At 45.2% G+C, this 22,069-nt stretch carries 21 protein-coding genes; 12 read left to right on the forward strand and 9 right to left on the reverse strand.

Features of this window, described 5'->3' with window-relative positions; all coding sequences use genetic code 11:
• Positions 1 to 24 precede the first annotated feature (24 nt).
• The 3 genes from MKX46_RS24880 to fsa all read right to left on the reverse strand — a co-directional run bounded on the left by MKX46_RS24880 (position 25) and on the right by fsa (position 2,526).
• Positions 25 to 1,224 (reverse strand): MFS transporter, encoded by a 1,200-nt coding sequence (locus MKX46_RS24880; RefSeq protein ID WP_029516786.1) that lies wholly within the window; start codon positions 1,222 to 1,224, stop codon positions 25 to 27.
• A 1-nt stretch (position 1,225) separates the two neighbouring features.
• Positions 1,226 to 1,681, reverse strand: a complete 456-nt coding sequence (locus tag MKX46_RS24885; protein WP_029516787.1) for a MarR family winged helix-turn-helix transcriptional regulator — start codon at positions 1,679 to 1,681, stop codon at positions 1,226 to 1,228.
• A gap of 197 nt (positions 1,682 to 1,878) precedes the next feature.
• On the reverse strand, positions 1,879 to 2,526 hold the full coding sequence (gene fsa / locus MKX46_RS24890) for a fructose-6-phosphate aldolase (RefSeq protein ID WP_013309811.1): 648 nt from the start codon (positions 2,524 to 2,526) through the stop codon (positions 1,879 to 1,881).
• A 177-nt stretch (positions 2,527 to 2,703) separates the two neighbouring features.
• Here fsa and MKX46_RS24895 point away from each other — a divergent pair, with 177 nt between their 5' ends.
• Both MKX46_RS24895 and MKX46_RS24900 read left to right on the forward strand, forming a co-directional pair.
• The gene (locus MKX46_RS24895; protein WP_238437778.1) at positions 2,704 to 3,423 is read left to right on the forward strand and encodes a CBS domain-containing protein; all 720 of its coding nucleotides are present in this window, start codon (positions 2,704 to 2,706) and stop codon (positions 3,421 to 3,423) included.
• A 22-nt stretch (positions 3,424 to 3,445) separates the two neighbouring features.
• Complete coding sequence (locus MKX46_RS24900; protein WP_029514773.1) at positions 3,446 to 4,066, forward strand: TraX family protein; 621 nt, start codon at positions 3,446 to 3,448, stop codon at positions 4,064 to 4,066.
• Between the two features lie 91 nt (positions 4,067 to 4,157).
• On the opposite strand, the gene MKX46_RS24905 is transcribed toward MKX46_RS24900, so the two are convergent.
• From MKX46_RS24905 to MKX46_RS24915, 3 genes are all read right to left on the reverse strand, one after another.
• On the reverse strand, positions 4,158 to 5,156 hold the full coding sequence (locus MKX46_RS24905) for a polysaccharide deacetylase family protein (protein WP_165147683.1): 999 nt from the start codon (positions 5,154 to 5,156) through the stop codon (positions 4,158 to 4,160).
• A 119-nt stretch (positions 5,157 to 5,275) separates the two neighbouring features.
• Entirely contained in the window at positions 5,276 to 8,971 is a 3,696-nt protein-coding gene (locus tag MKX46_RS24910; protein ID WP_341071966.1) for a non-ribosomal peptide synthetase family protein, read from the reverse strand.
• A 147-nt stretch (positions 8,972 to 9,118) separates the two neighbouring features.
• Complete coding sequence (locus tag MKX46_RS24915; protein WP_029514770.1) at positions 9,119 to 10,888, reverse strand: methyl-accepting chemotaxis protein; 1,770 nt, start codon at positions 10,886 to 10,888, stop codon at positions 9,119 to 9,121.
• A gap of 466 nt (positions 10,889 to 11,354) precedes the next feature.
• On the opposite strand from MKX46_RS24915, the gene MKX46_RS24920 reads away from it, so the two are divergent.
• The 10 genes from MKX46_RS24920 (at position 11,355) to MKX46_RS24965 (ending at position 19,752) form a co-directional block, all read left to right on the forward strand.
• Positions 11,355 to 11,825, forward strand: a complete 471-nt coding sequence (locus MKX46_RS24920) for a GNAT family N-acetyltransferase (RefSeq protein ID WP_029514769.1) — start codon at positions 11,355 to 11,357, stop codon at positions 11,823 to 11,825.
• Positions 11,826 to 11,885: 60 nt separating this feature from the next.
• Positions 11,886 to 12,554, forward strand: coding sequence for a ribose-5-phosphate isomerase RpiA (rpiA, locus tag MKX46_RS24925; protein ID WP_209948004.1), 669 nt, complete (start codon positions 11,886 to 11,888; stop codon positions 12,552 to 12,554).
• Positions 12,554 to 13,003, forward strand: coding sequence for a VanZ family protein (locus MKX46_RS24930; RefSeq protein ID WP_341071967.1), 450 nt, complete (start codon positions 12,554 to 12,556; stop codon positions 13,001 to 13,003). The genes rpiA and MKX46_RS24930 overlap by 1 nt, the downstream gene beginning before the upstream one ends.
• 199 nt (positions 13,004 to 13,202) lie before the next feature.
• Positions 13,203 to 13,664, forward strand: a complete 462-nt coding sequence (locus MKX46_RS24935) for a MarR family winged helix-turn-helix transcriptional regulator (protein ID WP_029514766.1) — start codon at positions 13,203 to 13,205, stop codon at positions 13,662 to 13,664.
• A gap of 192 nt (positions 13,665 to 13,856) precedes the next feature.
• Positions 13,857 to 14,921 (forward strand): cobalamin B12-binding domain-containing protein, encoded by a 1,065-nt coding sequence (locus MKX46_RS24940; protein WP_341071968.1) that lies wholly within the window; start codon positions 13,857 to 13,859, stop codon positions 14,919 to 14,921.
• A gap of 49 nt (positions 14,922 to 14,970) precedes the next feature.
• Positions 14,971 to 16,686 carry an ATP-binding protein gene (locus tag MKX46_RS24945; RefSeq protein ID WP_341071969.1) on the forward strand — a complete coding sequence of 572 codons (1,716 nt, stop codon included), beginning with the start codon at positions 14,971 to 14,973 and terminating at the stop codon, positions 16,684 to 16,686.
• A gap of 56 nt (positions 16,687 to 16,742) precedes the next feature.
• Positions 16,743 to 17,996 (forward strand): MDR family MFS transporter, encoded by a 1,254-nt coding sequence (locus MKX46_RS24950; protein ID WP_029514763.1) that lies wholly within the window; start codon positions 16,743 to 16,745, stop codon positions 17,994 to 17,996.
• A gap of 19 nt (positions 17,997 to 18,015) precedes the next feature.
• Positions 18,016 to 18,570 carry a nucleotidyltransferase family protein gene (locus tag MKX46_RS24955; RefSeq protein ID WP_341071970.1) on the forward strand — a complete coding sequence of 185 codons (555 nt, stop codon included), beginning with the start codon at positions 18,016 to 18,018 and terminating at the stop codon, positions 18,568 to 18,570.
• 43 nt (positions 18,571 to 18,613) lie between these two features.
• Positions 18,614 to 19,036, forward strand: a complete 423-nt coding sequence (locus MKX46_RS24960; RefSeq protein WP_029514761.1) for a GNAT family N-acetyltransferase — start codon at positions 18,614 to 18,616, stop codon at positions 19,034 to 19,036.
• A 71-nt stretch (positions 19,037 to 19,107) separates the two neighbouring features.
• Positions 19,108 to 19,752, forward strand: coding sequence for a GDSL-type esterase/lipase family protein (locus MKX46_RS24965; RefSeq protein WP_039274815.1), 645 nt, complete (start codon positions 19,108 to 19,110; stop codon positions 19,750 to 19,752).
• 102 nt (positions 19,753 to 19,854) lie between these two features.
• Here MKX46_RS24965 and MKX46_RS24970 read toward each other — a convergent pair whose 3' ends face one another.
• From MKX46_RS24970 to MKX46_RS24980, 3 genes are all read right to left on the reverse strand, one after another.
• Positions 19,855 to 20,532, reverse strand: a complete 678-nt coding sequence (locus MKX46_RS24970) for a tetratricopeptide repeat protein (RefSeq protein ID WP_029514758.1) — start codon at positions 20,530 to 20,532, stop codon at positions 19,855 to 19,857.
• A gap of 172 nt (positions 20,533 to 20,704) precedes the next feature.
• Complete coding sequence (locus tag MKX46_RS24975) at positions 20,705 to 21,076, reverse strand: iron chaperone (protein ID WP_029514757.1); 372 nt, start codon at positions 21,074 to 21,076, stop codon at positions 20,705 to 20,707.
• A 203-nt stretch (positions 21,077 to 21,279) separates the two neighbouring features.
• A complete protein-coding gene (locus MKX46_RS24980; protein WP_318626689.1) occupies positions 21,280 to 21,810 on the reverse strand; it encodes a GNAT family N-acetyltransferase in 531 nt (176 codons plus the stop codon).
• Positions 21,811 to 22,069 lie beyond the last annotated feature (259 nt).

Consider the following 22,069-nt stretch of genomic DNA (forward strand, 5'->3'; position numbering starts at 1 on the left):
TAATGTTCATTTGTAAAATATAGTCTACCCTTCTAGAGGGAGATGCGTCTTAGGCTTGCGGCTCACAACGATTTGTATGACATAGATTAGTAAGAACAGTACAACAAACAGCGAGGAAAGACGGTACATCCACGCATAATCACTTGCTTTGGCGATAATGCCAAGTATAAGCGCTCCGGCTGCAACCCCGAAATCGAGGGAATTGAGAAACATACCGTTTGCCATGCCCCTCTGTTTAGGAGACACGACCTGAATCATCCAGGTTTGGAGGGTCGGCTGCATGACACCAAACCCGATACCGTAGCAAAGAGCAGACATATACATGAAGACATCACTGTGTGCGTAGGAAAGCAGGATCAGACCGCCAATTAAAAACAGGGAGCCAGGGATGAGCAGTGCTTTTGCCCCTTTTTTGTCATAAATACGGCCCGAGAAGGGACGCACGATCAGCACGGATACCGCATTAAACAGGAAAAAGTAGGCCGGATGTGCCAGATTTGCTTCATCCCCGTAAAGCGCCATAAAGCCGAGTAATCCACCATATGTGATAGACATCAGCATGTTCAACAAGGCGGGAACCCACAATTTACGGTTAAATGCCGGTTTTCGCCCTTCTTCCAAAGGAACCATAGGTGGTTCGATGTGCCCTTTGGGTAGTGTACGAATCAGCCAGTAAGCCAACGGGAATATCACAACAATTACAGCTGCTGTCGTATAGGCAAGCAGGTTGAAACTCCCGTATTGAAGCATCGAAATGCCGATGGTCGGCCCAATCGACATCGCTAGACTAGTGGACAGACTAAAGAAGCCCATTCCTTCACCGAGACGTTTGGGCGGGATGACGTCAGAGGCCATCGTTGGAAAGGCCGTGCTACTCATACCGAAGCCAATCCCAAATAACATCCGCATGAGCAGAAGCACTGTAATCGTTGGCGAAACACTGTACCCCAGCGTTCCTGCCAATGCAAACAGCAGTCCCACGAAGATCAGGGTACTGCGATGTCCCTTTTCCAGCATACGGGCTGAAAAGAGTCGTGCTGCAATCGCACTTAAAGCGAATAAGGTGGTAACGAGACTCACCTGAACGGAACTAGCGTGGAATGTATTTTTCACATAAGAAGGAATGGAAGATAGGATCATCTGTAATTCCAGAAACAAAAATAAATTGGAAACCGTAAGAACGATAAATTCCTTGGTCCAAAGAGGTTGCTTGCCTTGTTGCATATTAATCGTTCTCTCCTTGTTTTTCTGATTCGGTCATGTTGGCGTGAATTTGTAAAAGAGTCCGGCGGAATTGCTTCAGATCGGCCGAGGAAATTCCTTTTACAAAATCGTGATTGGTATCAAGTTCGACAGGAAGAGTCTTCTCCACAAGCTGTCGGCCTGTTTCAGTCAGATGAAGCAAATAGGCCCGACGATCCTGTGGGCTATTTACACGCCGTACCCAGCCCTTCTTGTCCAACAAATCAATAATTCGAGTCGTGGTAGGCTGGTCCTTCACGGCCTTAGCTGCAATTTCTTTCTGATTTAAACCCTCAGCCTGATAGATTTGGAACAGAACCGACCATTGCTCTGGGGAAATATCATAAGGTTTGAGGCGCTGCAAGAGCTGCTGACTCATTTTGCGGTGAGTAATCCCGAGCAACATCCCAATGGAACAATCGGGAGGCAAGTTATTCATAGGTACTCCTTTCTGTTTCCCGTACATAAATTACTTTGAAATTAATTAGTTGTTATAACAATTATATGAACAACAAGTTATTTTGTCAAAAAAAGTTGTTCAGCGTTTTGGGTTCTGCTATCACTACAGCAAAAAAAACAGCCCGTAAAATACGGGCTGTTTGGGTTGATATAATATCGTTTGCCATGACTGGCGAATTAAGCTTTAGGTACGGTTTCCCAGTCCTTCAGGAAGCGTTCGATACCACTGTCTGTCAGTGGGTGTTTCCACAGAGAAGGGAGCAAGGAACCTGGAATGGTGGCAATATGTGCACCAGACAGAGCAGCATCTTCTACATGCTTAATATTGCGGATGGATGCGGCGATGATTTCGGATTTCAGACCATGAATGTCCAAAATTTGTCTCAGTTCACGAATCAGCTTCATACCGTCAACAGCGATATCATCCAGACGTCCTACGAACGGGCTGATAAAAGTAGCGCCAGCTTTGGCTGCCATCAAACCTTGAGCCGCGGAGAAAATCAGTGTTACATTCGTTTTGATTCCGTTCTTGGTCAGCTCGTTACAAGCATACAAGCCATCTTCAGTCATAGGAAGCTTGATAACCACGTTCGGTGCCCACTTGGCGATATCATAAGCTTCTTTGAGCATATCTTCAGCCTTCAGACCAATAACCTCAGCACTTACGGGACCTTCAACGATACTGCAAATCTCCTGAATGACTTCCTTGAACACTCGACCTTCCTTAGCGATCAGTGAAGGGTTCGTTGTTACACCATCAACCAGACCCAAACGTTCAATACGTTTGATTTCTTCAATGTTACCAGTATCCAAGAAAAATTTCATTTGATTTCCTCCTCAGGTTTATATAATACATAATACATATCACATGCGATGTACAATAGTTCATTGATAAATGTAGCATATTGCACACGTTAAACTTATAATTAGTATGTATTACATTCTTAATTGTGACACATTTTAAATTTGAAAACAAGCGGTGTATGATTAAAATTTGATGAATTGTCGGAAGATGCTGAAATTTACCGATCTACGCTCTTTATAATGTATTCTACCCCACTCCATAAGGAGGTAATCATTATTCAACTGTCTGAAAGACAGCGGGAAATTGTTGATATTGTCCAGCGTCTGGCACCTGTTACGGGGGATAAAATTGCTGAAACACTGGGATTGACGCGTCCGACTCTCCGTTCTGACCTTGCTCTGCTCGTTATGCTCGGACTGGTGGATGCCAAGCCGAAGGTAGGCTACCTGCCAGGGCGTCATCCTAAATATGATAGTCATATCGGCAACATGCTCAAAAAGCTGACGGTGGCGGATATACTTAGTGATCCGATTTTGATTTCCGGTGACACTACCGCCTATGATGCGGTGCTGATGCTGTTTCAGCAAAATACAGGTACCCTGATGGTCACAGGAGAGGAGCAGGAGCTCATTGGAATTGTTACCCGCAAGGATTTGCTGAAGGTCATGCTGGGGCATACCGATCTTCACACCGTCCCGGTGACCATGGCAATGACGCGCCGGGCCCAAATGACGACGCTTGCTCCAGAAGACACTTTACTGGAAGCGATATCGAAACTGATTCGGCATCAGGTCAATTGTCTTCCAGTTTTGGACGAGCAATGTAGCTCCTCAACTCCAATTCGGGAGTTGGTAGGACGGGTTACGAAAACGGACATCATGAACGCCATTCTGAGCTTGACAGAAGATAAAACGTAAAACATAAATAAGGGGGCCTTGTATGTACTGGTTGGCCATGCTGACGATGCTGATTGACCATGTCGGACTTGTGTTTTTTCCGACGGATCCGGCTTGGAGAATTGCCGGCAGGCTTGCTTTTCCAATCTACGCGTACGCGCTGTATGCGGGATATACTCATACCCGAGACATGCAGAGCTATATGCTCCGTCTACTCGGACTGGCTCTGATTTCTCAGGTGCCCTATATGCTGGCGTTTGATGTGCTTAGACCGAACGTAATCTGGACGCTATTGACCTCGTTGCTTGCGTTGGCTGCTGCATCCCGCTTGAAGCATTGGACGGCTGTAACGTGCCTGTACGTCGTCTCAGCTCTGGTTATGGAGCTCAGCCAGATGGATTACGGAGCCTATGGACTGCTGTTGGTTCTGATTTATCGATACACCCGTTCATATATGATGATTGCAGCCCATTTTGTTTTGAACGTAGTGTATGACATGGTGCATCACGCGAATCTTCAGCACTTTAGTCTGCTGTCCAGTATTCTGATCGTATGTTTTGCAACTGGAGAAAGCGGATTTTATAGTCGGGTACCGCGTTGGTTGTGGCGTAGCTTTTACCCGGTACATCTGGCTGTTATCGCGGCAATTCGCATCTGGCCCTAATCTACATCTCATACATTAAAAGAACCTTTAAAACCACGACATAAAATGGTTTTAAAGGTTCTTTTTTATCCTTCAATAAGCTAGCCAACGTTTAGGATACCTTGTTGGGACCTTGAGCAAAAGGAAGTGGGCGAAGGGGAGCACCTTCCTTCATGTATTGCACCAATACTTCGGGAATATTGTGTATTCCACCTGCATTGACGCGATAGCCGTTCGTTTGCCCTGGCGAGTTAATCCCGCGTTTCACCGTAAACGTAACGTCAATACCCAAGGAACGGCAAATTTCCATCGTCTCCTTGGTATACCCACCATAAGGGAAGGCAAGTACATTCTGATCATTGTGTAGATGCTTGAACAGCTTCTTGTCAGCCATGTCCAAATCGGTAGAAACTCGCTGTTTGAACTCATTCTCGGTTTCCATTCGCCCCAGCTTTTTCGAATACACTGGAGCCATCAGAAGCGGCTTTTGTTGGGTGCGCGCTGTGTTGGAGTATCCGTAAGCATGCTGGTCATTGGTATGATTGTAGAAATCAATGCCTTCAGCATGCATCTGATGAATTTGATCCCATGTCAGCTTTGGAATACCAATATGTTTGGGATTGCTGATCGTGGACGTGATGAGAAAATTGGTTGCCGGTACCTGGTACTTTTTCAACACAGGAAAAGTGTCCGTATAAAAGGACTCGTAGCCATCGTCGAATGTCATAAGTACCGCATTATCAGGAACCTTGGCTTTATGTAAAATAAAATCCGTATACTCTTTCATCGTGATCCAGTGGAAGCCGTTAGCTTTCATTTCGTCCAACTGCCTCGTTAAATTACTAAGCTTGAGAGCACCGGGATCAGGTGGAGTCTTGGTCACCTCATGATACATCAGGACAATTACTTTGTTTTGGTAATATACTTTATCTGGTGTAGGCGTCATTGAAAATAAATGGCGTACCAGTCGATCTGCATTAGCTGTGCGTGTACGATGAGCCCCTTTAACTGTAGGTGTGTGGTATATGCTACGTGCTTCATACACCAAAATTCCTAAAATAGCCAACAAACTTATGATTAGCAACGTTCTTTTAAAAAAAGTGTGTTTCATTGAATGACATCCCCCGCATGCAAAAAAATTCTGAAAGTATAGAGGTTTATACTAGATATGAAACTAGCAAAATCTAGTCTATCATACCGAAAACACGCGGGGGAAATATCACAACTTTGTTACCTCTGTGTAGCTTTTACAGATACCGGTGAAGAGGTCGGGAAGTAACCGATCTCGACGGCATGCTGGATCATGTTCCGAATAAAATTCAGGTCGGTTGCCGGGCATTGAACGCCAGCTTGTTCCAGCAGAGCTGTGGTTACAGAGCATCCGTAACGGTAAGCTGAATCCTTGGCTCCGTCACCTTCTAGTTGTCCCATAGCAAGGTGAAGTGCATCCTCCTGAATGCCGGAAGACGGATTTAGCAACCAGGCGCTGTAATCGTCAAAAGGCAGGGTTTCTACTGCGTAACCGAGTTGGTTTACCATAGCGATCAGTTCATCATATGGCAGTGGGTTCGGATTGCAGATATGGAAAATACGGTTTGCGCTTTTTTGATGAACAGACAGCTCTACGATAGCACGGCTGGCGTAATCAATCGGTGTGAAGTCCGTATGCCAATCGGCTTGTGGCGCTTTGCCCAGCAGCAGCATCGCCTTCATCATACGATAATAAGCATTGCTATCAATATTTCGCTGGAAGCGTCCGTTGGCCGAATGGGCTGTCAAATTACCCGCGCGATAGATCGAGACAGGCGTACCCGCTTGAGCTGCTTGGAACAACAGCTTCTCCGCAGCCAGTTTACTATTCGTGTACAGGTTGTCCACATTCAGTTCGTCTGGGAAGGCAGAAAGCTCCAATGCCGACTCCCATTTTCCTTCGTTAGCAAGATCCTCCGGTATTCCCATAGTGGAGACATGATGGAAGGATACTCCTGGCTTGGCTTGAGCGATTTTCAACAGTTCCAGTGTTCCGGTCACATTCGTGCGATCGAAGGCTGCCGAATCACCAAAATGACGTACGTCAGCGGCGCTGTGAATAATGCCGTCGATTTGGTGCTCCAGCATATGGCGGTCGACAGAAGAGAGACCCAGATCAGCTTGCTCCAGATCCCCATAGACAGCCTTCACTCGTCCTTCGATCAAGCTGGAGATATCATGTCCAAAATATCCCGTCAATACGGACTGAATACGCTCGATACCAGATGGACCGTCCTGAGAAGGGCGTACCATCGCGTATATTTTGGCTTCTGTCCGTTGAAGCAGGTCATACAAAATGTGCGAGCCCAGATAGCCTGTAGCTCCAGTCAACAAAATCACGCGCAAGTCGCGGACTTCAGCTAAGTCAGAAGCATCAGACAGCTCAATAGGATGCTCATTCAAATCCATTTTTTCTTGAGGAATCGCGAGTGGCTTGCGTTGCTGCGTTTGTTCCGTACCTAATTGTTCCACGTATTCAGCAAGCTCACGAACGGTTTTGTAGCGGAAAAAATCTCCGATGCGCAGCGCGCCATAACGTGGCTTCAGAATAGCCAGCACATGAATGACACGAAGCGAGTCGCCCCCGATCAGGAAGAAATCATCGGTAGCGCCAATGTTATTTTTACCAAGCACTTGAGTCCATGCTTCGGCAATGAGTGTTTCGGTTCCTTCGCGAAGAGGTTCCCCGCCAAATGAAAGATCAGACGCTTCCGGCAGTGGCCGCAGGGCCAGCTTTTTGCGATCGATCTTGCCAGTTGGTGAAATTGGCATAGCTTCCAAATGAACGACATGGCTCGGTACAAAATAAGAAGGTAGCTTGCCCCCAATATAAGACTGAATAACGTCCTGTGGAATGGATTGTCCATCCGAAGTGGTGAAATAGCCAACTAGCATGTTCTGATCTGTGTGATCTTTGACGGCTACCACAGCAACGTCCTGAACACCTGGATGTTTGGAAAAATGATCTTCAATTTCTCCGATTTCAATCCGATTTCCACGAATTTTGAGCTGCGAATCCTTGCGGCTTACGTATTCAATCGTACCGTCTGGCAGCAGCTTGGCGATATCACCCGAGCGGTACATTTTTTCACCCGGAACAAAAGGATTGTCCACGAACGATTGCGCTGTACGTTCTGGCTGATGGAGATAACCATGGGCCAATGCAGGAGTAGCAATACATACTTCACCCGGAATATTGACTGGGCAGAGCTTGTTATCATCGTTAACGATATACACTTTGTAATTGTAAATCGGCTTGCCGATCGGGATATTGACGACATGCTCAGGCACGGCACCACGGACCCGATGGGTCGTTGTCGCTACGGTGCATTCGGTCGGTCCGTATACGTTTACGATGTCGGTATCTGTACCGAACTTGCTTTGGAACGCTCGAACTTGGGAGCCGTACAGCGCTTCGCCTGCTACAGTAACAATCCGTACCTTAGCGAGTTTGCGATAGCCTTCGTCTGACAAGTACGTAGATAGCTGATTAAAGAATACAGTTGGCAAAATGGTAATAATCGTCGTGCCTGTACGTGCAATGGCTTCAGCGAATTCTTCAACAGATACACGCTCTTCAGAAGACAGCAAGTACAATTTTGCACCGTAAAACAAGGCTCCAATGGTATCCCAAACGGATGCATCAAAGCTGTAGGTTGCAAATTGGGTCAATACATCCTGAGGTGTAATGTCGCAATCGCGTTGCACGACAGCTCCTAGGTTAACAACACCGCGGTGAGCGATCAGGGCACCTTTCGGTTTGCCTGTAGAGCCGGATGTATAGATGACATAAGCTAGATCATCCGGACTTACACGAACGTTCGGATTGCTTGCAGCATAGCCTGCCAGCGGCCCGTTAATAGCTAAAATTTCTTTTACCGTTTCAATAGAACCGCACAGTTCAGTCGCTTGTTCCATAAGTGCGGAAGTTGTTAATACAAAAGGAGAACGCGTGTCTTCGACAATGTAGCTACTCCGGTCAGCGGGGTGGGCGGGATCAACAGGTACATATACGCCTCCGGCTTTTAGGATACCAAGCAGTGAAATAACGGTCTCTAAGCTCCGTTCCATGAAGATGGTCACGAATTCACCTTTGGTAAGACCTTTGGATAACAAGACACGTGCGACTTGGTTAGCGCGTTCGTTCAACTCACGGTACGTGTACTCTCCAGTGTGGGAAGCAATAGCCGGACGATCAGGGTATTGTGAAGCCGCCTCCTCAAACATTCCATGAATAGTTTGATGCTCAGGATATTTCACGACTGTATTATTTAAAGCTTCGTGAGCAGCTCGATCTGCATCCGATAATATATCAATTGAATTCACAGGTGCATGGCTGTTGGTTAGCGCGCCACGCAAAAGGGTTTCAAAGTATTCTGCGTATCGGACAACCGTTGTTTCCAGCAAGAGTGATTGATCATATCGTATCTGTATTTGATAAGCGCCATTGTGTTCACTGACAGCCCAATCCATAATACGGGATTCTACACCGCTGTCCGTAGGCAGATTTGCCGAAAATGAAGTATCGGCTTGTGGTTCCGCAAGGTATGCACTTGGCTCACGGAGCATCTCCTGAAATAAGTCTGCTAGTTCATGAAAAGTCGTTTCTTTTTCGACTGTCAGCGAAGCTGTAAGCAGACCGGTTTGTGGCACAAAAGTAGAAAAAGAAACTTCTTCTTCTGCGGAAAGGCGATATACCCATGCAGTATATGCTGATAAGAGCAACGCTTGTTTGTCTTCCGCAGTTTTTTGCTGATTTAATTGTTCCGAGATGGACGCTTCTAACTCTACTTGATAAGTAGAGGATGTATGCTTGCGTTGTATACGTGCATAATCCAAGGGAACTAGGAATGGGGAAGGGGTTGTCTGTGTACTGTTTTGTAGTAATGAAGCCATTACGCTAACCTCCTGAATGTATGATGTCTTAATTTAAATGGTAAACTCAGTAAATGCCTCCGATCCCTTCAAATGCATGAACAGGAGGGAGGCATTACCGAATGAATGATTTACTTATGAAATTAACTTTAAGTCGATAAATGGTTATTATGATTTGCTACGGTTGGTGTCTGCAATTTTGAAATAAGATGTAATTTCTTGAAGCTCTTCAGACATGGATGTTAATTTATGGGATGAATCAATAATCGAATCCAAAGAAGCTTTTTGTTCCTCCACCGTTTGCACAATGTGAACACTGTTATTGGCTGTTTTGGTTACAGTGGAAGAAAGATCGTCTGCTGTCGCTGTCATTTCCTGTGTACCCGCAGATATTTGCTCAGTAGCGCTGGATACTTCTTGGATTTGCCATGCTACATTTTTAGTTGCTTGAAGAATATCATTGAACAGCACGCCTGCTTGTCCAGCAACGACGATTCCGTTTTGAACTTCAACGTTTCCTTGCTCCATCGACTTCACAGCTTGTCCGATTTCATTTTGAATTTCTTCAATCAGTGATGTAATCTGTTTGGTTGCCTCCGCAGATTGTTCTGCCAGCTTACGTACTTCACTGGCAACGACGGCAAAGCCTTTACCTTCTTCACCAACGCGCGCAGCTTCAATAGAAGCGTTCAGAGCGAGCAGGTTGGTTTGACTGGAGATGCCTGAAATGGTACTGATGATATTGCCAATTTCCTGCGAACGACTGTCCAGCAACTTGATGATACGGGAAGTATTGGTTACTGTATCGGTAATCAAGTGCATTTGGGATGATACCTTACTTACAATCTCGTTGCCTTCGTTAGAGCGTTTCTCTACCGAATTGGCTTCTTCCGCAACATTGGAAGAACTCGTGGCAATATTTTGAATGACCGAAGCCATTTCAGCCATGGCACGTGCACTATCGCCTGTTGCTTTTTCCTGCGAACGGATATTCTCCGTGATTTCACTGATGTTTTGATTGATGATGTTGGAATTGATTCCGTTTTGTTCGCAGATTGCGAGCAATTCTTTGGCAGATTCATTGACTTCATCAGTTGTCTGCTTCACCTTGGTCATAATGCTGTTAATATGACTTACCATATCGTTGAAATTCTGATTTACGAGTCCTAAATCATCATGACCTGCATGAATTTGAACATCCAGATTTCCTCTGCTTACTTCGCTGATACCGTACATCAATTGCTTAATCGGGGACAGCGTACGTTTCACAACCCAATATTGAAGCGCCAGGCAGATCAGTAGGAAAATCACTAAAATGGTAGCGCCGCTAATGAGCAGCTTGGTCAATCCTGCAGGTACGGCACCGGCATCTGCATCGACTGCAAAATATGCAAAGATTTTGCCGCTTGGATCTTTAATCGGAGTCATCAAAGTCGTCCATGTACCAAAAGTATCATCGTAGAAGCTGGTGAATGTTGGTTTGCCACTGTCCAGCATACCGGTTACGCCTACTGCCACGACATTGGGTTGCTCATACATAGAGCCAACGAGCATCTTATCTTTTTCAAATGCTTCTCTGAGATCCGTTGGCATCGCCACAATAGATGTCAGATTGCCATTTTCGAGCTCCGTCCCGAAAATATAGGCATGAGAGATATTTGGATTCGTCGCCATGATGTTATCTAGGTACGCGCGGAGTTTGGTTTGAATGGGTCCATCATAATTTTTCTCTTGAACCGCTTGGGTTACTTCATCGGAATTAATGCCCTGGGCCCACTTCAATGTGATTTTTTCCACTTGCCCATGCAATTGGTCTATCAAAATCGTACGTTGGATCAAATAGCTGGACACAATAAGAACTAGCCCAATCAATACGATGTTGAAGAAGGATAATAATAGGTTTTTGGTGAAGAATGATAAGCTACTCCACTTTTTCAAAATGTTCCACTCCCTGGTTGTATTTTTTGTATATGGTGTTGAACCGCTTATCGAATGAGATAATCAAGTCCCCCTTACAAACAAAATAATCGAGATCATAGACCCTTGAATTTTATGTAATAGGTCTTAAGTCCTTTTACAGACAAGTATGATATCCCTATATATATGTCGTACGAAAAGCCCTTGAAATGAATACCTTACACAATAAAAAATTAATTTTAATAGGTAAACGCTGTCTGTGTTTCAGTATATTCCAATTTATACTTCAACTTGAGATTTGAATTCATTACAGTCCATAAGCAACTATTCAACAGAAACCATCATACTTTATAATAGAGTCAAATGCACTTATCAATTTGGGACATTTTTCATATTTAACGTTGTAAATGCTTGATTTATCGCGGTTTTTGTGAATTGTTTGCAAATGAGTCTTTATATCCATGCAAAGAGAAGAGGGATAAGAAGAATGTCCAAGCTTACGATTTTAAAGGTTGAGAGTAATCACGAGGATCTGCATAAGTTGATTCAAAGGCTGGATGAGGACTTGCTGGAAAGGTATCCTGCCGATGAAATTTACTTGGTTGATTTTTCCAATCCGAAAGTTAAAGAAATGTTTTTCGCTGTTGTGTATGTGGACGAAAAACCGGTGGCTTGTGGAGGGCTTAGGCCTATAGATGCGGAAGAAATGGAACTTAAAAGATTTTATGTCGATTCCTCTTATCGCAGACAAGGGATTGCGGTGAGCCTATTATCTTTTTTGGAAGAGGAAGCCAGCAAACGGGGAGTTGTAAGAATTAAACTGGAGACCGGAGCGGCTCAACCTGAAGCGATTGCTCTCTATACCAAGCGGGGATACGAACCTGTTGAACGATTTGGGGAGTATGAACACGATGAAAACAGCCTTTGTTATGGTAAAAAGCTGTCTCTATTAATATAAAGCGTTCTCTTATAAAATGGATGATGATCAATACTAGCCTATATAGCGGGAGAGATGATAATGAATTTAAAGCAAAAAGCGGCCGAAAAAGCAGTTGAGGCGATTCAGGACGGTATGAAAGTAGGACTTGGTACAGGCTCGACAGCCTTTTGGGCTATTCAAAAAATCGGTGAGCGTGTAGCGCAAGGATTACATATACAGGCTGTAGCTACATCCCAAGCGTCGGAAGATCAGGCCAGGGAGCTGGGAATTCCCATCATTCCGTTTGATCAGATTGGAAGGCTTGACGTTACCATCGACGGTGCAGATGAGGTGAATGAGCAGCTGGTGCTGGTGAAAGGTGGAGGCGGAGCCTTACTGAGAGAGAAAATTGTGGAAAGCAATAGCGACCGATTAATTATTATTGTCGATGAGTCCAAGGATGTGAAGGTGCTGGGTGCATTTCCTTTACCTGTTGAGGTCGTACCCTTTGCCAGTGAATGGACGTTGGAGGCCTTGCGGCAGACGGGCTGTAAAGCGGAGTGGCGTATGAAAGACGCCGAGCGCTACCTTACGGATAACGGTAATTATATTGCCGATTGTCGCTATGGTACGATTGAGAATCCGCAGGAGTTGGAAATCCGCTTGAACCAAATTCCGGGAGTAGTCGATAACGGACTGTTCATTAATATGGCGGACCAGGTGATTATCGCACGGGCCAATGGACAGATCGACGTCCGTAACAAGTAATGTCTAGGACCCGTCTGCTTCATCATGTGGCATTGGTGTTATTGATTTTATATACAGGGCTTCTATTATATTGGATGTTTCTCGGTTTTGGTCGTACATTACGACCGGGACCTCCGTATTCGTATAATATGGTTCCATTTGATACAATCAGGCAATACTGGCGGGCAATGGAGTCGTTTCCTTTTCGGGTATGGGGTGTTAATTTGCTCGGTAATATTGGCGTATTCATTCCCTTCGGTATCCTTGTGCCTATCATTTGGGTGTCCATGCGAAGTATAGGCAGTCTGTTGTTAACGATAGTGATCGCACTAGTCATTCTTGAGGTGTCCCAAATGCTGCTGGGCGCAGGTAAAATGGATGTGGATGACATCATACTGAATGTTCTGGGAGTATTATGCGGCCGTATTGCCTACGTATTTTTACGTAAGAAGTTAGGGATTGCAATATAATCGTCCTGCTCTCTGAATCAGTGTGTTAAGACTGGCTGAGAGCGGACTTTTTTTACATAATGAACTGTAATCTTCACATAATAGACGACAATTCCTCCATTTTTAGGCCGTAGGAGTAGGGGGAGGAACGCTTAAACTTGACAAAAGCGCACAATTAAGATATCTTTGAATAAAGATATGAGTAACGGAGGCTGTTAATATGTCTGTAAAACCAGATGATCAGGACCTAGCACTTAATTTGTTCGTTGTTCTGGCTCGTGCTTATAATTCGGTCACGTCTCGTACGAATCGGGACATTCATAGTCATGGATTAAATACAACAGAATTTGGTGTGCTTGATCTGCTGTATTATCGGGGACCCCAGCCTTTGCAGAAAATTGGAGAAAAGGTACTAATCTCTAGTGGGAATATTACGTACGTGGTAGATAAACTTCAGAAAAAAAACTTGCTTACCCGTCGTGCTTCGCAAGATGATCGGCGTGTGATTTATGCAGAATTGACTGATGAGGGACGTCATTTCTTTGAGCAAATATTCCCGCAGCATCATCGTGTTATTATGGAGACCGTGGATGGCTTATCCGTGGAAGAGAAGGAGCAGGCTATTCATCTGTTAAAAAAGCTTGGACTAACGGCTGAGGGGCAGAAGAGTAACGGATCATAAATTGTGCATGTGCAGGTTAAATCTGCTTTAGATAAAATACCGACTTTTCGGTATTTTATTTTTTTGTCGTATTATGGGGGAGTAGGGTTAATGTAGAGACGCAAATCAGGTATAATTGTCTAATAGTCACGTCCGGAACAAATTCCCAGTACCTGTTTCGAATACAAAACCTTGTCGGGGAAGGAGCTGTACATGAGTATACAGCAATACACCGCAGGTGAATCGCTATTGATGCAAGCAGGAGCTTTGGCTGAATTAGTTACCCATAAGCAATACGAATTACAGCCCGATCTTTTGCAGCGTTTTGGGGATAACGGTAAAATAAAGACAAAACAAGATTCCATATATAGTTTGAACTATTTGGCTGAAAGTGTAATCATGAACAGCCCTATTTTATTTACACAGTATGTTTCCTGGTTAAAAAAGCTTCTGGAGGGTTTCGGCATAACCCAAGAAGATTTGAGCATTAATTTCAGATTAATTCAGGAGACGTTGGTAGAGCACTTCGACCATACGGATAAAACCATGGTGCTGGAGCATCTGGATTTGGGGATACAGCAAATTGGAAAGAAAGAGGAGTATGCCTCTTTTATTACAGGTGATAATCCCTATGCTACTGACGTGGCTCAGTATTTGGAGTATTTACTCTCAGGTAATCGCAGACAGGCTTTGGATTGGATCGTTCGCTTGCTGGATGAGGGTATCTCTATTCAACATACGTATAAATATATTTTTCAAATTTCGCAATATGAAATAGGCCGTCTATGGCATGAAGGCAAAATCACCGTCGGTCAAGAGCATTTTTGCACTGCCGTGACTCAATTTATTATTTCCAGCCTGTACCCTAGATGGATGGGGAGTGGAAGTGAGGAACGCTGCCTAGTGGCGGCGTGTGTAGGCAGCGAGCAGCATGAAATTGGATTGCGTATGCTGGCTGATATATTTGAAATGGATGGTTGGGATACGTATTATTTAGGCGCCAATGTACCTAACCGGAGTCTGCTTCAGGCCATTGTGAGTTACAAGGCGGATGTAGTGGCTATCTCAGCTACCATGGCTTACCATGTCCATCTAGTGAAAGAGTTAATTGCTCTCATTCGGCAAGACCCAACGACTAGCCATGTGAAAATTATGGTCGGAGGCTTGCCTTTTAATCTCGATTCCCTCTTGTGGCAAGAAGTAGGGGCGGACGGATACGCGCCAGGTGCGGAAGAAGCGCTGGAGGTTGCGGGTGACTTACTTTCGCTCAGGAAATAAGGTTAGTTTTGTGAACCTGTAAGTCATTTTGTAAAGGGGGCCTTTTAATATGAAGGAACCGACAGCAGAAATGGCTGTCCTGCAGAAAACGGTCGAACAATTAACGGATGAGATTGTGAAAGGCAAGGCTGAGGAAGAAAAGCTGCTGAATGAATTTTCATCAATGAACAACGAGCTGGTTAATCTGCAGCGTCAGCTTGCCAAAAGCAATGCGGAATTATCACGGACGAAGGAAGAAGCGGTACGGGCTAATGACCTAAAGAGCACTTTTCTGGCTGTGGTTAGTCATGAATTCAGAACGCCAATGAACGGAATACTTGGAATGATCGAAATGTTAGGTTCATCCAAACTTTCCCCGGATCAACGGCAGGCCATCGGTGTGATACGTGAGTCAGCCTCCCTGTTGTTGAACATGATTAATAATCTGCTTGATATATCCAAAGTGGAAGCAGGACAGATGGAACTGGAGATCGGAAACGTTAGAGTTGAGGCGATTATGGGCCATGTTGCTCAGTTGTTGGAGCCGCAAATCTATCAGATGGGTAACCGGTTGAGTATAGAGACCGATACCGGTGTGGCAGAGCATCTGGAGGGAGATTCGGCAAGGATCATGCAGATCTTGCTCAATCTGTTGAACAATGCGAATAAATTTACGAGTGAAGGATTGCTCATCATTCGAACAAAATTAGTGGAGGAAACAAAAGACTCCCAACGTGTTCGGTTTGAGGTGCAGGATTCGGGTATTGGGATTTCACCGGAGGATCAGAATAAGCTGTTTCAGCCTTATGTACAAGCCGGTGAAGGCAGCGCCTCCCAATATGGAGGAACGGGTCTAGGGCTATGGATATGCAGTTCATTTGTGGAACTCATGCAGGGAGAAATTGGGGTCGTCAGTACAGAAGGCCAAGGCTCCACGTTCTGGTTTGAAATACCCCTCATGAAAGGATTGGAGCAGGCAGGCGAAATGGAGAAGCGTGAAAATGGTGATTTAAAGGTATTTAGCGAGTTGCTGCGTGAGCATAGTCATTCTCTAACTATTTTGGTGGCTGAGGATAATCGGGTAAATCGTCAGGTGGTGCAATTACAGCTTAACCATTTGGGATTCCAGCATATTGATTTTGCTGAGGATGGACAAGCTGCTGTAAAAGCGGCCTCCGAACGATCCTACGCTTGTATTCTAATGGATCATTACATGCCTCTGCTAAATGGTCATGATGCGGCAAAAGCGATCCGCCAGCGGGAAGCAGAAAACCAGCAACCACCTGTACCGATCATTTCTTTGACCGGGAATGTGTCTGAGGAGGATCAGGCACGGGGCCGGGAGGTTGGAGTGAACGATTACTTGATAAAGCCAGTAACGATTGAAAAGCTCTCTGAAAAGCTTGTCAAATGGCTTCCAAAGCCGGAAACCGAGCCGATTTTGGATAAGGAAGTTATACGTGAAATTATGCTGCTGGACGAGGATGGCAGCACGGCACTACTGGAGTCATTGGTCGAAATGTATACAAGTGATACACCTGCCAAAATCAATAAGTTAAGAGAACTGGCTGCTGTGGGCGAAGTCACAAAAGTAGTAGAGGCTGCTCATGAGTTGAAATCAGGCAGCGTGAGTCTGGGTGTCGGGCGTTTGTCCTCGTTGCTGTCGGATATTGAACAGCTTGCACGGGAGAACCGACTCGAGAATGCGAAAGCGAAGTTGTCTGCGCTCCAATCTGTCTATCAAGCAACGTGTTTAGAACTGGAACGCTATATTCACCAGTGCTAGACCGTTTTCCCCCCCTTATTAGACTTGCACGCGGAAGGAGAACGTAAGAGGCATATATGAAAGAACAGTTGCGTTCCATTCACCCGCTGGCCTGGACGATTATTGTCGGTACTATTTTCGGGCGGATGGCGACATCCATGAGTATCCCGTTTTTGTCAATTTACCTTACCACCCGTTTAGGAGTGTCCCCCTTTCATACGGGGGTGATCGTGTCGGTAAGCTCGTTGGTCGGCATTTTTGCCAGCTTTTACGGTGGATATATTTCAGATCGAATCGGACGGCGTAAGGTGATGTTAGTGTCCATTGCGAGCTGGGCGCTTGTATTCGTTGCTTTTGCGTTGGCGGAAGCGGCCTGGGCCTTTTTTGTCATTAATGCTCTAAATGGACTGTGCAGGTCCTTGTTCGAGCCAACCTCGCGGGCGCTGTTATCAGATGTAACCCCCAAGGAGAAAAGACTGCTTATCTATAATATGAGATATGCGGCCATTAATGTTGGGGTAGTGGCAGGGCCGTTGCTTGGTTTGATGTTAGGATCTGCATCCAATGGTACGCCGTTCATGGTAGCTGCTGGTGTGTACGCACTATACGGAGTACTGTTGTTGATCCAATTTGCCCGTTATGCATCGGATCTGCATATAGGTACAACGGCGAGAGAGGCTCCACTGCGAATGGCTGAGGCATTCCGTACAGCCAGCCGTGATCCGGTGTTTATGCCGATTTTGCTGGGAACGGTATTTTGTGTGATGGGCTATGCGCATTCCAATTCCACAATGCCTCAATTCTTGTCCTTATCCTTCGCGGAAGGAACTCGATGGTTTACATATATGCTGACGGTCAACGCGGTTTGTGTATTGGCATTTCAATATCCGCTGGTGCGGCTGGCAAGCCGATTTTCCCCGGTGAATTCTCTGATTGCAGGGAATATATGTATTGCGGTCAGCCTGTTGCTGTGCGGTATGCTAAACTCAGGCTGGATGTTTATACTGGATATGGTGCTATTTACGGTTGGTGAAGTGTTATTGTTCACGATGCTGGACGTATTGATTGACCAAATTGCAGATGCTCAATATAAAGGGACCTACTTCGGTACAATCGGATTTAATAATTTGGGAAGCGTGCTGGCTCCTTTATTTGGTGGCTGGTTGCTGGATATCTATGGTCAAACGGCGCCGCTTGTTGTTTTTGTTCCGGTTGCCCTGTCGGTTGTGATTGGTATTCCGTTCCTTCTGGTCGCACGCCGCCGCCTGGTGCAGCGTACAGCACGGATCGCGGCTCAAGGAGGAGAATCGGTGCAGCAACTGTCATCATAAAAAGGGAGTTGAGTGCAGGATGAAGTCGGAAGAAGATGTGCTACGAGTCATACAATATATGAATGATCCGCAGGTACTGGAAGACTTGCGCTATGTGCGAGAGCTGAAGTTGCCGCAAGGATGTATTGCCGCAGGCTATGTACGTAACCGCGTTTGGGATAAGCTCCATGGCTATACAACGGCTACACCTTTAAACGATATAGATGTTATCTATTTTGACCCGAAAAACACGCTAGAGGAACGAGATGAGTATCTAGAGTTGTCCTTGAACCGTAAGCAGGCCGGACGTAACTGGTCTGTCAAAAATCAGGCTCGGATGCATTTTCGCAACGGGGAGGCTCCTTATTCCTCGGTAGAGGATGCGATGAGCCGCTGGCCAGAGACGGCAACGGCGGTGGCGGTTAGATTGAATGACAAGGATCAAATAGAGGTTATTTGTCCGCATGGATTGGAAGATCTGCTGGATATGCGGGTACGGCAAAGCCCTTTGTTTCGTCACACAACGGCTTTTCGGCAGCGTGTATTTGAGAAGCAATGGCTTGATAACTGGCCGTTGCTTATTATGGAGAATTAGAGTGAAATCCTAATTTTAGGATATTAAGGAGAGACGACAAACAATGTTTAAAAATATAAAAATAGATTCAGATCGTGAGGAAGTTCTGGAGCTGTTAACCTACGCCGTGCTGGATCATCCTGAACGCGGAGAAACAGCTTTACGTACCTATCAAGGCTCGGATGACTGGAAGCTGTTCGGTGTAGAAGATGAAGGACTTATTGTAGGTATTGTCGGCTTTGAGGACCAGGAGGATGGAACAACTGTAATTCGCCATCTGGCCGTGTTGCCTGAAAACCGTCATAGAGGATATGCCAGAGGTATGCTACTTACGCTCATTCAGGAGCGTAATCCAAAACGGCTTACTGTGGACACGGATGCGGAGGGGGCAGATTTTTTCCGCAAAGTGGGCTTTGCCGTGTATGGATCAGAGGATTTGCCGGATGGTGGGCAATTCCATTGTGTATATGAAATAGACGAAGAATAAGCGAATCTCCGGGTCCCGCGTCCCTCTTTCTACATAAGATATGTTATGCAGAAAGAGGGAGGTGGGTTTCATTGGCGTACCACTACACAGCGATTGGAGATTCTTTAACAACAGGTGCAGGGACGTTGCTGAGCGGCGGATTTGTACCTATCTATCGGCGAATGGCAGAAAGACATCTGCGTACGCCAGTCAGTTACGAGAATCTGGGAATTAACGGGCTGACATCGCAGGAGTTGCTGTCCATGGTCCGCAACAATCCACTTTTTCGGTCGGCGATCAGCCGGGCTGAACTTATAACGGTAACGATCGGCGGGAATGATCTGCGCCCATACATCAGCGCCCTTGCTGGAGGGTCCGGCTTGTCGGGTTCTTCCATTCCACAAGCGTTGAATCACACAAAAGAACATGTACGCCAAATTGTACATGCCCTGTATCAGATAAAGTCCGGTCAGCGTGAGCCATTTATCATTCGAATGGTGGGATTATATAATCCTTTTCCAGAAGTAAGGGAGGCGGGAGTATATGTGCGTCAGTACAACTCGTTTCTCTATACATTAGGCGGACCGAATTACCGGGTGGCGAATATTTATCCCGCATTTGAGGGCTATGAACGGGCACTACTTTCGTTAGACCGGGTGCATCCGAACAGTCGTGGTTATCGCGTGATTGCGGAAGAGTTGAATCGGCTTGGTTATGCGCCATTAAGGCGAGCGTGAGAGGATGCTTTGGATCAGACAAAGTATATTAAAGAAAGAGGTTCATGATGACAGTAGAAACTGACCATTATGAACCTCTTTGTTTGCGTTAGTAGGCGCTGTTTAGCCGATTGATTTACGAAATAAGCTACGCGCAGCCCACTTGCGCTCACTTCGTTTGCGGTATTTGGGTAGAGAGCGATAGACGGCAATGGACTGGTTAAAGGCTATAGTGGCTTCATCCTTGCGTCCCAGCATACGGTACATCAAGCCTGTCAGATAATAACCCTCGCTGGAAGAAGACTGAATCTCCTGAAATTGCTGCAGATAATGAAGCGACTTATTGACGTCACGTTCCTTGAAAGCAGCGGCTAAATGCAAATAAGGCTCACCGTACTGTACCCGCGGGTTAATATCCAGTGCTTTTAGTAAATGTTGTTCTCCATCCTCCAGATGGTTTGTATGTACTTCAGCCGTTCCCCGTGCGTTCCAATAGTCTGCTGAGTCTTCATAACGGGATTGAATTTCCAATAAGAGCTCCAAAGCCTGCGGATATTTCTTGCTTTCGATCCAGATACGAGCCAAATCGAACCTAGCAGCCACATCGTTGGTGTTTAGCGCAATCTGTTGGCGCAATCGAGCGGCATTGCGTCTTCTTTTCCATGGTTTGCTGATGCTGGGCAATACACCGACAAAGCTACGATCCAATATATAGATCACGATTAAGAGTACGAGCAGTGCCAGAAACGGGTTGCCGAGCAAACTCCATAGTAGAGAGAAAATTAAAAATTTCCCAATCATTTTTCTCCAATCCTCCTGTGCATGTAACAATCCATACTTTCCACATTATAGCATAAAGCCGCTTTAAGGGGCATTAGCCTGATGAGATTTCGAAGGATGGTAGAGGGGGTGAGAAGAAAAACACTTATTTGTGATGCTCGGTGTATAGTTTTACGAGAAAAGGAACCTTTTTTTATTCCCGCCAAAAGGTTGAACAGTCTGCCTTATCCAAAATATTAAACTCGATCATTTTCTCAAGTAATGAGAAATCAACTGGACTATCCCACTGGATACGTACCAACTGCTTGGTGTGATCATAGCCAGCCTGCACAATTAACTCAGAAAAATGATTAATCCCTGCCTTTTCAGGGGCAACGGCCAAATGATGTTTGGCTACGCTAAAGCCAATAATAAATGTGCTGTGATCCGTAAACATAGGCTGATTCCACGCAATTTTTGGCATTAAATTTGGAAATTTCTTGGTTACCCAAGCCAATACTTCTTGCGTTCGAGCCCGATGTTGGGGGTTATCAATATGCGCTAAATATTCTGCAAAAGCTTCCATGTTGTTCCCTCCTTAATTAAAAATTGTATCGTTCAGAGAAGTTCCTCGAACCTATTTGTCGTTAAAACTCCTCACAGAATGGCTCAGACACGTTCTTAACAACACCTATTTCCAACGATATATATTTTCAAACTAGATAGTCAAAATGGTTTAACTATCAATTTATCGCAGCAACATGCTTCCCAAGATGTAAACAATACCTTTTATGTCCTGTTATATTCTTCAGAAAGAATAGAGTACAAATATGAATCGTGAAATTCGCCTTTGTAGTACCAGTGTTCTCGCATTATACCTTCACGTTGCATTCCGATCTGTTGCATAATCTTCTCAGAAGCCTTATTTTCTGGACGACATGTTGCATAAATACGATGGACATCAAGTGTGCTAAATCCAAAGTCTAGCAGGGCTCGTGCCGCTTCTGTTGCATAACCCTTTCCTTGATAATCTGGGTTTAGAATATAGCCCATTTCTGCATTAGTATCTTTGACGTGAATACCAACACCGCCGATCAGGATTCCAGTGTTTTTCAGACATATGGCTAGTTCGTAGTCTTGTCGTGGCTTTTCCTGCTGTGAGGCTAGAACTTGTTCTATATATGCCTTTGTATCTTCTTCTGTATTGGGTCCCCATGCTGTGTGCCTAGTAACTTCAGGCAATGACGTGTAGGTATGTATACTTCCCCAATCGGATGTACAAATATCACGAATGATGAGCCGTTTTGTCTCAAATTGCATAACGATTCCTCCTGTCTATAATTAGCATACATATTCGTGTTTTCTGCACATTCTATTAATCCTATTTAAGCAGATCTGATGGGGAAGATCCAAGATTTTGAGAGAAAGTGCTAGAGAAGAGGATCGAATTACGTGTTGAACAATGGGAACGAATCAATACCTTTTGCCACCTGAACGCAAACCGCAAGGGAGGCGTCCGGCAAAAATGCAAACAGAAAATATTGAATGTGGTACTGGAATAGCCCGCTATTATTAGCCA

The organism is Paenibacillus sp. FSL P4-0113 (genome assembly GCF_038009305.1).
In the GTDB taxonomy this organism is placed as follows: domain Bacteria; phylum Bacillota; class Bacilli; order Paenibacillales; family Paenibacillaceae; genus Paenibacillus; species Paenibacillus polymyxa_D.

Excerpts from the sequence above, each read along its gene's own strand:
- MKX46_RS24880 (WP_029516786.1), bottom strand. The coding sequence starts at position 1,224 with ATGCAACAAGGCAAGCAACCTCTTTGGACCAAGGAATTTATCGTTCTT.
- MKX46_RS24885 (WP_029516787.1), bottom strand. The coding sequence starts at position 1,681 with ATGAATAACTTGCCTCCCGATTGTTCCATTGGGATGTTGCTCGGGATT.
- fsa (WP_013309811.1), bottom strand. The coding sequence starts at position 2,526 with ATGAAATTTTTCTTGGATACTGGTAACATTGAAGAAATCAAACGTATT.
- MKX46_RS24900 (WP_029514773.1), top strand. The coding sequence starts at position 3,446 with ATGTACTGGTTGGCCATGCTGACGATGCTGATTGACCATGTCGGACTT.
- MKX46_RS24905 (WP_165147683.1), bottom strand. The coding sequence starts at position 5,156 with ATGAAACACACTTTTTTTAAAAGAACGTTGCTAATCATAAGTTTGTTG.
- MKX46_RS24910 (WP_341071966.1), bottom strand. The coding sequence starts at position 8,971 with ATGGCTTCATTACTACAAAACAGTACACAGACAACCCCTTCCCCATTC.
- MKX46_RS24920 (WP_029514769.1), top strand. The coding sequence starts at position 11,355 with ATGTCCAAGCTTACGATTTTAAAGGTTGAGAGTAATCACGAGGATCTG.
- rpiA (WP_209948004.1), top strand. The coding sequence starts at position 11,886 with ATGAATTTAAAGCAAAAAGCGGCCGAAAAAGCAGTTGAGGCGATTCAG.
- MKX46_RS24930 (WP_341071967.1), top strand. The coding sequence starts at position 12,554 with ATGTCTAGGACCCGTCTGCTTCATCATGTGGCATTGGTGTTATTGATT.
- MKX46_RS24935 (WP_029514766.1), top strand. The coding sequence starts at position 13,203 with ATGTCTGTAAAACCAGATGATCAGGACCTAGCACTTAATTTGTTCGTT.
- MKX46_RS24940 (WP_341071968.1), top strand. The coding sequence starts at position 13,857 with ATGAGTATACAGCAATACACCGCAGGTGAATCGCTATTGATGCAAGCA.
- MKX46_RS24945 (WP_341071969.1), top strand. The coding sequence starts at position 14,971 with ATGAAGGAACCGACAGCAGAAATGGCTGTCCTGCAGAAAACGGTCGAA.
- MKX46_RS24950 (WP_029514763.1), top strand. The coding sequence starts at position 16,743 with ATGAAAGAACAGTTGCGTTCCATTCACCCGCTGGCCTGGACGATTATT.
- MKX46_RS24955 (WP_341071970.1), top strand. The coding sequence starts at position 18,016 with ATGAAGTCGGAAGAAGATGTGCTACGAGTCATACAATATATGAATGAT.
- MKX46_RS24960 (WP_029514761.1), top strand. The coding sequence starts at position 18,614 with ATGTTTAAAAATATAAAAATAGATTCAGATCGTGAGGAAGTTCTGGAG.
- MKX46_RS24970 (WP_029514758.1), bottom strand. The coding sequence starts at position 20,532 with ATGATTGGGAAATTTTTAATTTTCTCTCTACTATGGAGTTTGCTCGGC.
- MKX46_RS24975 (WP_029514757.1), bottom strand. The coding sequence starts at position 21,076 with ATGGAAGCTTTTGCAGAATATTTAGCGCATATTGATAACCCCCAACAT.
- MKX46_RS24980 (WP_318626689.1), bottom strand. The coding sequence starts at position 21,810 with ATGCAATTTGAGACAAAACGGCTCATCATTCGTGATATTTGTACATCC.